We start from the raw sequence: 12,731 nt of genomic DNA on the forward strand, positions 1-12,731 counted from the left end.
TTCAACAGATGGTGGGGGCGCGAAACCGTGTTCGCGGCGATTCGCGCGCACATGGCGTTTCGGCTCTCATCGAGGGTGGGGGAGCGCGGCGGTTTCTTTTGCTTTCCGCTCGCTGTCTTTTTCCTGTATTGCGCCGTGGAGCAGGCCATATGCGCTTCCTCTACAATAGTGCCAACAGGCGCCGCCTCAGCTAAGGGAGGCGGCGGGACGTGGCTTGCCGCGCGTCCGCGCGGCGGCAGGAGGGAGCGAAACCGATGCTCGTTACCACCAAGGAGATGCTGCTCGACGCGCAGAAGAACCACTACGCCGTGGGCGCCTTCAACGTCGAGAACCTCGAGTTCGTGATGGCTGTGCTGGCCGCCGCCGAGGAGACGAAGTCCCCGGTCATCATGCAGACCACCCCGGGCACCATCAAGAGCGCCGGTCTGGACTACTTCTACGGCATGGTGAAGGCCGCTGCCGAGCGCGCGAGCGTGCCGGTGGCCCTGCACCTCGATCACGGTGACGGCTACGACCGCTGCATGCAGGCCCTGCGCACCGGTTACACCTCCGTCATGATCGACGGCAGCCATGAGTCCTTCGAGGACAATATCGCCCTCACCAAGTCCGTCGCCGACGCCGGTCGCGCCATGGGAGTGCCGGTGGAGGCCGAGCTCGGCAAGGTCGGCGGCAAGGAGGATGACGGCCCGGCGGTCGAGGGCGAGAACCCCTACACCGACCCCGACGAGGCGCGCGAGTTCGTCGAGCGCACCGGCTGCACCAGCCTGGCCATCGGCGTGGGCACCGCGCACGGCGTGTACACCGAGACCCCTCACATCGAGCAGGACGTCGTCCGCGCCATCCGTGAGGCCGTCGACGTGCCGCTCGTGCTGCACGGCACCTCCGGCGTGCCCGACGAGCAGGTCGCCGAGGCGGTGAAGAACGGCATCTGCAAGGTCAACTACGCCACTGAGCTCCGTCAGGCCTACACCAAGGGCTACATGGGCTACATGGCCGAGAATCCCGGGACGTTCGACCCGAAGAAGCCGGGCAAGGCGGGCATGGCCGAGATCACCAAGATCGTGAAGATCCGCATGGAGAACCTCGGCTCCGTGGGTCGCGCGTAAGCTCGACGAGCTGACGGAAAAGCCCCGATCGCCTGTGCAGGACCGGCAGCGCCCCGTGGTGCTTGTGCGGTCGCGCGTAGGCGCATCGGGGCTTTGTTGTGTTGAGGGAAGCCCCGACCAAGACATATCGCGGCTGGACGCCTTGTGCCAGACGCCTGCGACCGCGGTACCGCGTTGGCGCGGCGCCACGGTACCCGTTGCGTTCCGCCGGCACCCGCCTTGTCGGTACCCTCGGCGGCAAAGGCCTTCGATCGGAGTTTTCCATAGGTTCAGGCGAGTCCGCGGGATGTCGCCGGGCCGTTCGATGGGCTTTCGGTGCCGCCGGTGTGCGGGATTATCAGAGTGCGTCCGCCATCCTGTTCGACTTTTTTTGTTTGTGCGACATTGATGCGCACACGGTGCTATCAGCGGTGAGAAGGAATGCGCGTTCGCCCGCCATATCCATCCGTTCACGTCGGCGAGCGCGCCGTTTGCCGTGGAATTCGGTACCGTTAATCATGTTAGTTCCCAAATGTCACACCACTTGATAAGCGGCGCGAGCCGAGGCGTAGTTATGGATGGAGGACTGCATGAACAAGCGGACGAAGATCGTATGCACCATGGGGCCGGCGTGCGACGACGACAACATCTTGCGTGAGATGATCAAGGCGGGCATGAACGTGGCCCGCTTTAATTTTTCACATGGCAGCCACGAGGAGCAGCATGTCCGTATGGAGCGCGTGAAGCGCATCTCGCGCGAGCTCGGCATCCCGGTGGGCATCCTGCTCGACACCAAGGGCCCCGAGATTCGAACCGGGTTCCTCGAGAACCATGAGAAGGTCATGCTGGAGACCGGTTCCACCGTGACGGTCACCGCGGCGCCGACCTCCGAGGACCTGCAGGGCAACGCCGCCCACTTCTACCTCGATCACCTCGAGCTGCCGCGCGAGGTCCATCCGGGCGGTACCATCCTGATCGATGACGGCCTGATCGGGCTCACCGTCAAGAGCATCTCCGGACAGGATATGGTCTGCCAGGTGGAGAACGGCGGCGAGCTCGGTGAGAAGAAGGGCGTGAACGTCCCCAACGCGAAGCTCTCGCTGCCCACCATCACCGAGCAGGACCGCAAGGACATCCTGTTCGGACTCGAGGAGGGCATCGACTTCATCGCGGCGTCGTTCATCCGCGATGCCGAGGGCGTCCGCGAGATCCGCAAGCTCTGCCGCGAGAACGGCGGGGCGAACGTCGATATCTTCCCGAAGATCGAGTGCGCGCTCGCGGTCTACCATTTCGACGACATCCTGAAGGAGTCCGACGGCATCATGGTCGCCCGCGGCGACCTGGGCGTCGAGGTCGCGCCGGAGGTGTGCCCGACCATCCAGAAGGAGATCATCCAGAAGTGCAACAAGGCATACAAGCCCGTCATCACGGCGACGCAGATGCTCGACTCCATGATCCGCAACCCGCGCCCGACCCGCGCGGAGGTGACCGACGTCGCGAACGCGATCAGCGACGGCACGGACGCCACGATGCTGTCCGGCGAGACCGCGGCGGGCAAGTACCCGCTCGAGTCCGTCAAGATGATGGCGAACATCGCGCTGATCGCCGAGGCGACCATGCCCGAGCACAACCGTCTGGACATCCATACCGCCGAGACGGGCATCCGCGCCATCAACAGCGCTATCGGCTTGGCCGCCGTGAGCACGGCCTTCAACGTGAAGGCCCGCGCTATCCTGATTCCCACCGAGTCCGGTCGCTCGGCGCGCCTGGTCTCGAACTTCCGCCCGATGCTGCCCATCTTGGCCGTGACGCCGCATGATGCGGCGACGCGCAAGATGACCATCTACTGGGGCGTGGACCCGGTGACCGAGGGGGAGATCGGCGATAAGCGCTACATCGTCAAGACGGCGATCAAGGTCGCCAAGGAGCGTGGATACGTGCGCGTGGGCGACGTCGCGGTGCTCACCGTGGGCGATCCGGACACCTCGATCACATTTGCCGACGGCGTGACGTCGACGAACGTGGTGCACGTCGCCCAGGTTCGCTAGCATCCCGCCTTCCATCGGAACCGCGGCGCCCGCTGTCCCCACGGGGCGGCGGGCGCCGTTATCGCATTCCCGCCCGCCGTCGTGAACAGCTCGTTTCGGCCGCCGTCCGTGTTGAGGATGCGTGCCGGTCCTGATACATTGGACGGCATGAGTTTTTTGGATCGATACATACACGGCGCCGACGCGCCGGTGGCGCCGGAGGACCGCGGGGCCGATCCGCACATGCTGCGAGGCGCCGGCGCGCGCTCCCCGCTGTTCTGGAAGCTTCTGCTTGTGGCGATGGCGCTCATGTGGGGCTTCTCGTTTTTCGTCATGAAGGACGCGCTTGACCTCCTGCCCACGTTCATGCTGCTCGCATGCCGCTTCCTTGCGGCCGCCCTCATCATGTTCGTCCTGTTCTTCCGCCGCGTGCGCGCGCACCTCAACAGGCGCAACCTGGTGGTCGGCATCGTGATGGGCTTGCTCATGTGGGGCGCCTACAGCCTGCAGACGCTCGGCCTCGGGGAGACGACAGCCGGCAAGAACGCGTTTCTGACGGGGACGTACTGCATCCTCGTTCCCTTCATCAGCCACGTGATGAGCGGTGAGCCGCTGACGCGCTACAACGTCGGCGCGGCGCTGCTGTGCCTTTTCGGCATCGGACTCGTGGCGCTCGACAGCCTGGCGATGAACGTCGGCGACGCGTTGACGCTTGCGGGTGCCCTGTTCTTCGCGTTGCAGATGGCGGTCGTCTCGCATTACGGCCGCAACCTCGACATCAACGTCATCACGTTCTGGATGTTTTTCACCGTGGGCGCGCTCAGCGCCGTCGTATCGGTGCTCTTCGAGTCGGCGCCCCCCTCGAGCGTGTGGACGCCGCAGCTTGTGGGGACCCTGGTGTTTCTCGCGGTGTTCTGCACCTGCATGGGCATGCTCATACAGAACGTGGCCCTCGTTCACGTGCCGTCCTCGATCGGTTCGCTTCTGCTGTCGCTCGAGTCCCCCTCGGGCGTGCTGTTCTCCGTGCTGCTCGCGAACGAGGTCCTGAGCGGCCGTCTGATTGCCGGATTCGCCCTCATCTTCATCTCGATCGTGCTGTCCGAGACGCATTTCGCGTTCTTGCGCACGGTGCTGCGCCGCCGATAGGGTGCGCTGCGGGAGGCGATTCGCCTGCGTTCCACGAGCAGAAGGATCCCGCTGGCAATGCTGCGCTGAGCAAGAAGGCCGCGTCCGCGCATGCTCTCGTGAGCATGCGCGGACGCGGCTGCATATACGGGCGGGATAGCGCGTTTCTGGCGCGGCCACGGGGACGTTAGCGCAGGGTCTGCGCGAAGGCGACGACCTCGTCGACGTCCTCATCGGTGGTGGTCCAGCTCGTTACGAAGCGCGACACGACGCGGCCGGCACCCGTCGGGTCGTCAACGAGCGAGACCTCGGCGCCGCAGGCCTCGGCGAGCTTCCGCGCCTGTTCGGGTGTGGTCCAGAAGAACTGCTGGTTGCCGAGGGTCTCGATAAACGGCTCGAAACCGGCCTCGCGCATGCCCGCCGCGAGGCGCACGGCGCAGGAGTTGGCGCGGCGCGCGTAACGCCAGTAGACGACGTCGCCCGCCCCATCGGCACGTGCCGGGTCGAAGGCGGCCTCGAACATCACACCCATGAGGCGGCCCTTAGCGGTCATCGCGCCGGCGCGTTTCGTGAGATAGGGAAGTCGCTCGATGGCGCGCCGACCGCGCGGGCCCCTCGGGTTCACCACGAGCGCCTCGCCGAACAGCATGCCGTTTTTCGTACCGCCGAGCGTGAAGGCGTCGGCGCGCGCGGCGATATGCTCGATGGTGAGGTCCGCGCCCGCGGCGGTCATGGCGCTCGCCATGCGGGCGCCGTCGACGTAGACGGCCAGGTCGCGCGATGCGGCCCAATCGCACAGCGCGTCGAACTCGCTGCGGGTGTACACGTGGCCGAGCTCGGTCGTGTCGGAGAAGTAGAGCATGGCGGGGCGGGTGGTATGGCAGCCGTTCGCGGTGCAGACGCGCCAGATGCGCTCGGCGGAATCGGGCATGAGCACGCCGAAGGGGTCGGCGGTCGCGAGCAGGCGCCGCCCGCAGCTCTCGATGGCGCCGGTCTCGTGCGCGGTGGGATGGGCGTCGGCGGCGCAGATGGGCCCTTCGAACTCATCGGTGAGCGCCGAGATGGCGAGCATGTTCGCCACGGTGCCACCCGGCACGAACGAGACGTGCGCGTCCGGCTGTCCGATGGCGGAGCGGATGAGGTCGGCGGCGTGCGCGCAGTACACGTCCGTTCCGTATCCGGGTGTCTGCTCGGAGTTCGTGCGGATGAGCGCGTCGATGATCTCGGGTACGGCGCCCTCGCTGTAGTCGTTGCGGAATTGGTGCATATGGTGCTCCTCGGATCGTGCCCGCGGGCATAGGCCCTCGGTGCTTCGGGATTCGCTGTGAATGATACCGCTGTCGGACGCGACGGGACGCGCATGGCGGCGCCCGCCCGCGCCGTGCGTCCCGCCGCTCTGGGATTCGCTGTGAATTGATATCGAACGGAAACGCGCGCGCCATATAATGGATGGCCGAAACGATAACGGCCGCGCGGCCGCAAAGCCATAAGGGGAAGATATGCAAGCACAGAGGGCTGAGGGCACCAAGGATCTGATCGGGCGCGACATGCGTGCCTGGCAGCGCATGCAGGAGGTGGCCGCCGCAACGTTCGAACCCTACGGGTTCGACGCGATCGAGACGCCCGCTATCGAGCAGCTCGACGTGTTCGTGCACGGCATCGGCACCTCCACCGACGTGGTGCGCAAGGAGATGTTCCGCGTCTTCTCCGGCGCGAACTTTGCGCGCGTGCTCGAGGAGGGTACCGACGCCAAGCTCAAGGCCAAGCAGCGCCTGGCGCTTCGCCCCGAGGGGACTGCCGGCGTGGTGCGCGCCGTGGTGGAGAACAACCTCGTGCCCCAGGGCTCCACGCCGTTCAAGGCATACTACGCCGAGGCGATGTTCCGCGGCGAGCGCCCGCAGAAAGGTCGCCTGCGCCAGTTCCACCAGGTGGGTATCGAGTGGTTGGGCGCGCCCGACCCGGCGGCGGACGCCGAGTGCATCATCATGCTCATGGAGTTCTACAAGCGCTTGGGCTTCGATTTGTCGAAGCTCCGCCTGCTCATCAACTCGATGGGCGACACCGCATGCCGTCCCGCCTACCGCGACGCCGTCCGTGCGTTCATCCTCGACCACGCCGACGAGATGTGCGACGAGTGCCGTGAGCGCGCCGAGCTGAACCCGCTGCGCGCCTTCGACTGCAAAAACGACCACTGCCGCGAGATCATGAAGGACGCGCCGCTCATGCGCGACAACCTGTGCGATGACTGCCGCGAGCACTACGAGCAGGTGAAGCGCTACCTCGATGCGGCGGGCATCGAGTACATCGAGGACCCGACGCTCGTGCGAGGTCTTGACTACTACACCCGCACGGTCTTCGAGGTCGAGGCCCCGGGTGCCGGCGTGGGTTCCATCGGCGGCGGCGGTCGCTACGACGGACTCGTCGAGCTCGAGGGCGGCAAGCCCACCCCGGGCGTGGGCTTCGCGGTCGGGTTCGAGCGCGCCATGCTCGCGCTCGAGGCGTTCGGCGTCGACATGGCCGCAGACGCCGATCCGTGCATCTACGTGGCGAACGCCGGCGCGGACCTGCGCGGTGAGGTGTTTTTGCTCACGCACGAGCTGCGCGCGGCGGGCATCCGCACCGAGGCCGACTACCAGGGCCGCTCGCTCAAGAGCCAGTTCAAGCAGGCTGACAAGGTCGGTGCCGTGCTCATCCTCGTTGTCGGCGGCGACGAGCTCGCGGCCGGCACGGTGAAGGTGCGCAACATGCAGACGCATGAGGAGGTGCTCGCCCCGCGCGGCGAGATCGTCTCCTGCGTGCGCACCATGCTGGCGTAGGGTATCGAATCTTTACCGCATGGGTTCGCACGGCGGGTGCCCTCTGGTGGGGCGCCCGCTTTTTCGTATGCGCCGGCAGGCGGCGGGGTCGCCGTGCGCGCCAGTGCGCGGGCGCACCGGTGGGCGCGAGGAGGCGGCCCGCCGGTGATGTGCTCGCATATGACGGTATGAGGGCTTCGATTCCTGCGGGTTGGCGTTTGGGCGCCTCTCATGTACCCGCTATCAGGGAGCTTCTCCAGCGTGTCGGTGCGGATCGGCAGGGTGCCGTAAACGGGCCGCCTCATGACGGAAGTGCGTGGCATCTGGAGCCTGCACGGGCTCCTTTGGGAAGGTGGCATGGCGACCAGCTGCATCCACATTGAGAATTGAGAACACACCGTGTGAAACATCGGTTTCGAAACGTTTCAAATGGGGATACTGCGTGAGACGGCAGTCGTCTCCACTATACTGATAGTGTTCTTAAGGTGTTCTTAATCGAGATGGCGGCTTGCGCTTCGTGAATGGGTTGCGAGGCGGGCTGCCGTATGAGAAAGGATGGTGCGGCGTATGACGGATACAGCGCAATCTCCGGCTCGTGACGTTTCGAGTCGCCGACGCGCCCTGCTTGCCGAGCGGCTCCAGGCGACCGTTGCGGATATTGCCGAGGGCCCCCTGTCCGAAATCGAGATCCCCGAGAGCCTGCGCGACAACATGGCGCTGTTCCAGCGCCTTGAGCGCACCGTGCTCAAGGAGTACGACCCGAAGGTCGCCGAGCTGTTCGACATGCTCCTCGCCGACGCCATCCATGCGAACGAGGGCAACCCGGGCACGCTCGCTGCCAGCGAGGCGGTCGACGACCAGGGCGTGCCGCTCTCCGACGAGGGGAGCGCCGGCGCGTTTCGCGACGCCGTCCATCTGCTCGACGATCTTCCCATCGACAAGGTCGAGGTGCTGGTGCGCGCCTTCACCTCGTTTTTCCACCTCGCGAATCTCTGCGAGGAGAACTACCGCGTCGAGGCGTTGCACGACCGCGAGCGCCTCGTGTCCATCGAGGCGGATGTCGACCCCTCCAACGAGCTCACGGTTGCGTTCCGCCAGCTGATTGATGAGGTGGGCGTGGACCGCGCGAGCGAGCTGCTCGACCGCCTCGAGGTCCATCCCGTGTTCACGGCGCATCCCACCGAGGCCCGTCGCCGTGCGGTCGAGGGCAAGATTCGCCGCATCAGCCGCCTTCTGGCCGCCCGTCCTCAGCTGGGCGGTTCCGACCTTATGGAAAACGAGCGGCACATGCTGCAGGAGATCGATGCACTCGTGCGCACGAGCCCGGTCGCCGTATCGAAGCCGACCCCGGTCGAGGAGGCCGATACGGTCATCGACATCTTCGACAACACCCTGTTCGACACCGTCCCGCAGATCTACCGCCGCTTCGACGCGTGGGTGCTGGGCGACGGCGCCGGCCTGGTCGACCCGGTCTGCCCGGCGTTTTTCCATCCGGGCAGCTGGATCGGGTCGGACCGCGACGGCAATCCGAACGTGACGGCGAAGGTGAGCCTGCAGGTCGCGGCCAAGTACTACAAGCACATGGTCTCGAAGCTCGCCGACAAGTGCTACCGCGTCGGGCGCAACCTCACGCTTGAGGCCAAGTACACGAAGCCCTCCGATGAGCTGCTCAACCTGTGGAACCATCAGGTCGAGATGAGCGAGGAGTTCACGAGCCGTGCCGAGCTCATCTCCGCCTCCGAGCCGCACCGCGCCGTCATGCTCGTCATGGCCGACCGCCTGCGTGCGACGGTGAGGCGCGACGCCGACACGATGTACCGCTCCTCGGCGGAGTTTCTGCGCGACCTGCGCGTCGTGCAGCGCTCGCTCGATGCCGCCGGCGCCTCGCGCGCCGCGTTCGGCCCGGTCCAGACGCTCATCTGGCAGACGGAGAGCTTCGGCTTCCACATGGTGGAGATGGAGTTCCGTCAGCATTCGGTCGTGCACACCCGTGCGCTCGAGGACATTCGCGCCAACGGTATCCACGGCGAGCTCGCGCCCATGACGCGCGAGGTGCTCGATACGTTCCGCGCCATCGGCACCATCCAGAAGCGCTACTCGCAGAAGATGGCCCATCGCTACATCATCTCGTTCACGAAGTCGGCTCAAAACGTGGCGGACGTCTACGAGCTCGCCCAGCTGGCGTTCGCCCATGCCGAGGACGTGCCCGCGCTCGACGTCATCCCGCTGTTCGAGCAGCTCGAGGACCTCGAGGGCTGCATCGACGTGCTCAACGACATGCTCGCGCTGCCGGCGGTGCAAAAGCGCCTGGCCGAGACCGGGCGCAGGCTCGAGGTCATGCTCGGCTACTCCGACTCCGCGAAGGATGCCGGTCCGACGACCGCTACGCTCGCGCTGCACCGTGCCCAGCAGCGCATCGCCGAGTGGGCCGAAGTCAACGACATCGACCTGGTCCTTATGCACGGCCGCGGCGGCGCCGTGGGCCGTGGCGGCGGCCCGGCCAACCGCGCGGTGCTCGCCCAGCCGGCCGGCTCGGTGAAGTGCTTCTTCAAGGTCACCGAGCAGGGTGAGGTCATCTTCGCCCGCTACGGGAACCCGACGCTCGCGCAGCGCCACGTGGAGAACATCGCGGCGGCAACCCTGCTGAACTCCGCGCCCTCTGTCGAGCGCACGAACACCGAGATGACCGAGCGCTATGCCGAGCTTGCCGGCGCTCTCGACCATGTGGCGCACGAGACGTACCTCGACCTGCTGCATACCGAGGGCTTCGCGCCGTGGTTCTCGATCGTGACGCCGCTCACCGAGGTCGGCCTGCTGCCCATCGGCAGCCGTCCGGCAAAGCGCGGTCTGGGCGCCACGTCTTTGGACGACCTGCGCACCATCCCCTGGGTGTTCTCGTGGAGCCAGGCGCGCGTGAACCTGGCGGCGTGGTACGGCTTCGGCTCCGCGTGCGAGGCCTATGGTGACCTCGACATGTTGAGGAGCGCCTACCGCGAGTGGCCGCTGTTCTCCACGTTCGTGGACAACCTGGAGATGTCCATCGCGAAGACCGACGCACGCATCGCCAAGATGTATCTGGCGCTCGGCGACCGCGATGACCTGGCGCGGACGGTTTACCGCGAGATGCAGCTCACCCGCAGCTGGATTCTCGCCATCGTGGGCGATGAGTGGCCGCTGGAGCACCGCCGCGTGCTCGGCCGCGCCGTGCGCATCCGCGACCCGTACGTCGATGTGCTGTCGCTCGCGCAGGTGCGCGCGCTGCGCATCGTGCGCGACGAGGGCGGCAGCCTCTCGGAGGAGGCGAAGGCCAAGTACCTGAGCCTGATCCTCGCCACCGTGACCGGCGTCTCCGCAGGTCTCCAGAACACGGGGTAATGTGACGACAGGGCCCGGTATCACGGGCGCATAAAGCCTGCCGTATGAACGAAAGGGGCGAGATCTCAAACGAGGTCTCGCCCCTTTACTTGTCTTGCGCCAGCAGTGCGGGCGTCCCCGATGAGGACGCCCCTCGCGTGCCTATTTCAGGTTGACCTCGCCCAAAAACGCGCGGGTGCGCTCGCTCTTCGGGTGCTCGAAGACCTCCTCGGGCGCGCCCTGTTCCACGATCACGCCGCCGTCCATGAAGATGACGCGGTCGGCAACGTCGCGCGCGAAGCCCATCTCGTGCGTCACGACGATCATCGTCATGCCGCCGTGCGCCAGCTCGCGCATGACGTCGAGGACGCCGCGCACGAGCTCGGGGTCAAGCGCGCTCGTCGCCTCGTCGAACAGCATGACATGGGGCTCCATGGCAAGTGCGCGTGCGATGGCCACGCGCTGCTGCTGTCCGCCGGAAAGCTCGTCGGGATAGTAATCGGTACGGTCTCCGAGGCCAACGCGCTCAAGCTGCTCAATGGCGATGCGCTTGGCGTCTGCTGCCGAGCGCTTGAGGACCTTGGTCTGCGCGAGCATGACGTTATGCACGGCATCGAGGTGCGGGAACAGGTTGAACTGCTGGAACACCATGCCCATGCGCTCGCGGATCTTGTTGACGTCCGCCTTGGGCGCGGTGATGTCCTCGCCCTCGAAGACGATCTGGCCGCCCGTGGGCTCCTCGAGACGGTTCAGGCAGCGCAGCAGCGTCGACTTGCCCGAGCCCGAGGGGCCGAGCACCACGACGACCTCGCCGCGGCGGATGTCGAGCGAGATGCCGCGCAGCACGTCGGTCTCACCGAAGCTTTTGTGCAGGTCGACGATGCGGATGATGGGATCGTCGACCGGGGCGCCCTCGGGCGCCGAGGTGGCTCGGGTATCGATATCAGGCATGCGGGGCCTCCTTGGTCGTGTCGGCGTCTTCCGCGTGCGCGCGCTTGCGCGTGCGCACATGACCGGCGCGCGTGCGCTCCTCGAGGAAGCGCGTGAAGCGGGAGAGCGGCAACGTGATCACGAGGTAGAACAGCGCGGCCACGATATAGGGCGTGATCGAGCCGGTGGAGGCGACGATGGTGCGCGCGTACATGACGAGCTCCATGACGCCGACGGCGGCGAGCAGCGAGGTGTCCTTGTACAGCGTGATGAACTCGTTGGTGAGGTTGGGGATCACGATGCGGAACATCTGGGGCAAGATCACGTACAGCATCGTCTGGAGCTTGCTCATGCCGAGCGAGCGGGCCGCCTCGTTTTGGCCCTTGCTGATGGACAGGATGCCCGCACGGAAGATCTCGCACATGTAGGCGCCCGAGTTGAGCATCATCACGATGACGCCGAGCGGGAAGTTCGGGATGTTGATGCCCGCCATCGGCAGTCCGAAGAACGCGATGTAGATCTGCAGGAACAGCGGCGTGCCACGCACGAGGTTCACATAGACCGCTGCGATGCCGCGCCACAGCGGGAACTTCGACAGGCGCATGAACGCCAAGACGAGCGCGAGCGGGATGCCCAGCGGGAACGCGAGCGCGACCACGGCGATGGACATGAAGAAGCCGTTCAGCACGACCGGGAAGCTCGTGACGAGCAGGGTCGGATCGAAGAACAGGCGCAGGAAGCGGTTTGAGTTCCAGGTCTGAACCCACGGCTGCTCCTCAAGCCACTGGGAGAGCGACTCGGTGACCGAGATGCCGTCGACGCTGATGACGGGGATGCCCTCGAGGGCGATGTCCTTTTGCTCCGTGGTCGAGTAGGTCGCCTCGACCTGCATCTCGCCGCCCGCTTGGGGGAAGTACACGTCGTAGACGATGACGCTCAGGTGGCCGGCCTGCCGGATGGGCTCGTCGAAGGTGAGCGTGAGGTCCTGGCCTGCGACCGTCTCGGTGTACCCGACGTCGTTTCGGGTCATGAGGTCGTCGCCGGTAAGCAGGGTCACGGCGAGGTCATCGGTGGCGAACTCGGTACCGTCGGGGATGTGCACCGTGAGCTCCTCCACCCCCTCGCCCTCCTCGATGGAGGTCTCGAGCGTGATGCGCGACTGCGTGGCGCCCATGATGACGGTGGGGTCATCCTCGGAGTTCGGGCGACCGGTGCACTTGACGATTTCCATGGCGTATGACGGCGCGGGCAGCGCGAGGCCCGCGGCGCCGATGAGGCTGGCCGCGCAGAGCGCGCAGACGGCGAGCGCGCGCGGAAGCAGGCGGTGGCGTGATAGGTTCATGGGGTGTTGCGCCTCACTTCAAAACGGGAAAGCGGCCCCTCCCGCACAGGAAGGGGTCGCTTGGACGAAAACG

General features: G+C 66.1%; 8 protein-coding genes. 5 read left to right on the forward strand and 3 right to left on the reverse strand.

From position 1 onward, the window contains the following. Positions 1-254 precede the first annotated feature (254 nt). The 3 genes from H6A21_RS04375 (at position 255) to H6A21_RS04385 (ending at position 4,258) form a co-directional block, all read left to right on the forward strand. Positions 255-1,106, forward strand: coding sequence for a class II fructose-bisphosphate aldolase (locus H6A21_RS04375; RefSeq protein ID WP_204560636.1), 852 nt, complete (start codon positions 255-257; stop codon positions 1,104-1,106). A gap of 569 nt (positions 1,107-1,675) precedes the next feature. Continuing rightward, on the forward strand, positions 1,676-3,133 hold the full coding sequence (pyk, locus tag H6A21_RS04380) for a pyruvate kinase (protein ID WP_239462652.1): 1,458 nt from the start codon (positions 1,676-1,678) through the stop codon (positions 3,131-3,133). 156 nt (positions 3,134-3,289) lie between these two features. After that, complete coding sequence (locus H6A21_RS04385) at positions 3,290-4,258, forward strand: DMT family transporter (RefSeq protein WP_239462653.1); 969 nt, start codon at positions 3,290-3,292, stop codon at positions 4,256-4,258. A gap of 166 nt (positions 4,259-4,424) precedes the next feature. On the opposite strand, the gene H6A21_RS04390 is transcribed toward H6A21_RS04385, so the two are convergent. Further along, the gene (locus tag H6A21_RS04390; RefSeq protein WP_204560642.1) at positions 4,425-5,504 is read right to left on the reverse strand and encodes a threonine aldolase family protein; all 1,080 of its coding nucleotides are present in this window, start codon (positions 5,502-5,504) and stop codon (positions 4,425-4,427) included. A 232-nt stretch (positions 5,505-5,736) separates the two neighbouring features. Between H6A21_RS04390 and hisS the strand changes: the two genes are divergently transcribed. Together hisS and H6A21_RS04400 are read left to right on the forward strand one after the other, a co-directional pair. Next, positions 5,737-7,053 (forward strand): histidine--tRNA ligase, encoded by a 1,317-nt coding sequence (gene hisS / locus H6A21_RS04395; protein ID WP_204560644.1) that lies wholly within the window; start codon positions 5,737-5,739, stop codon positions 7,051-7,053. A gap of 546 nt (positions 7,054-7,599) precedes the next feature. Beyond that, a complete protein-coding gene (locus H6A21_RS04400) occupies positions 7,600-10,407 on the forward strand; it encodes a phosphoenolpyruvate carboxylase (protein ID WP_239462654.1) in 2,808 nt (935 codons plus the stop codon). A 141-nt stretch (positions 10,408-10,548) separates the two neighbouring features. Here H6A21_RS04400 and H6A21_RS04405 read toward each other — a convergent pair whose 3' ends face one another. Both H6A21_RS04405 and H6A21_RS04410 read right to left on the reverse strand, forming a co-directional pair. Then, positions 10,549-11,337: an amino acid ABC transporter ATP-binding protein gene (locus H6A21_RS04405; protein WP_239462655.1), complete on the reverse strand. Its 789-nt coding sequence runs from the start codon at positions 11,335-11,337 to the stop codon at positions 10,549-10,551. Then, the gene (locus H6A21_RS04410; protein WP_204560648.1) at positions 11,330-12,658 is read right to left on the reverse strand and encodes an amino acid ABC transporter permease; all 1,329 of its coding nucleotides are present in this window, start codon (positions 12,656-12,658) and stop codon (positions 11,330-11,332) included. The genes H6A21_RS04405 and H6A21_RS04410 overlap by 8 nt, the downstream gene beginning before the upstream one ends. Positions 12,659-12,731 lie beyond the last annotated feature (73 nt).

This window comes from Collinsella tanakaei (genome assembly GCF_016902615.1).
In the GTDB taxonomy this organism is placed as follows: domain Bacteria; phylum Actinomycetota; class Coriobacteriia; order Coriobacteriales; family Coriobacteriaceae; genus Collinsella; species Collinsella tanakaei_A.

What these genes read in the sequence shown, in the direction of transcription:
- H6A21_RS04375 (WP_204560636.1), top strand. Translation starts at nt 255, where the DNA reads ATGCTCGTTACCACCAAGGAGATGCTGCTCGACGCGCAGAAGAACCAC.
- pyk (WP_239462652.1), top strand. Translation starts at nt 1,676, where the DNA reads ATGAACAAGCGGACGAAGATCGTATGCACCATGGGGCCGGCGTGCGAC.
- H6A21_RS04390 (WP_204560642.1), bottom strand. Translation starts at nt 5,504, where the DNA reads ATGCACCAATTCCGCAACGACTACAGCGAGGGCGCCGTACCCGAGATC.
- hisS (WP_204560644.1), top strand. Translation starts at nt 5,737, where the DNA reads ATGCAAGCACAGAGGGCTGAGGGCACCAAGGATCTGATCGGGCGCGAC.
- H6A21_RS04400 (WP_239462654.1), top strand. Translation starts at nt 7,600, where the DNA reads ATGACGGATACAGCGCAATCTCCGGCTCGTGACGTTTCGAGTCGCCGA.
- H6A21_RS04405 (WP_239462655.1), bottom strand. Translation starts at nt 11,337, where the DNA reads ATGCCTGATATCGATACCCGAGCCACCTCGGCGCCCGAGGGCGCCCCG.
- H6A21_RS04410 (WP_204560648.1), bottom strand. Translation starts at nt 12,658, where the DNA reads ATGAACCTATCACGCCACCGCCTGCTTCCGCGCGCGCTCGCCGTCTGC.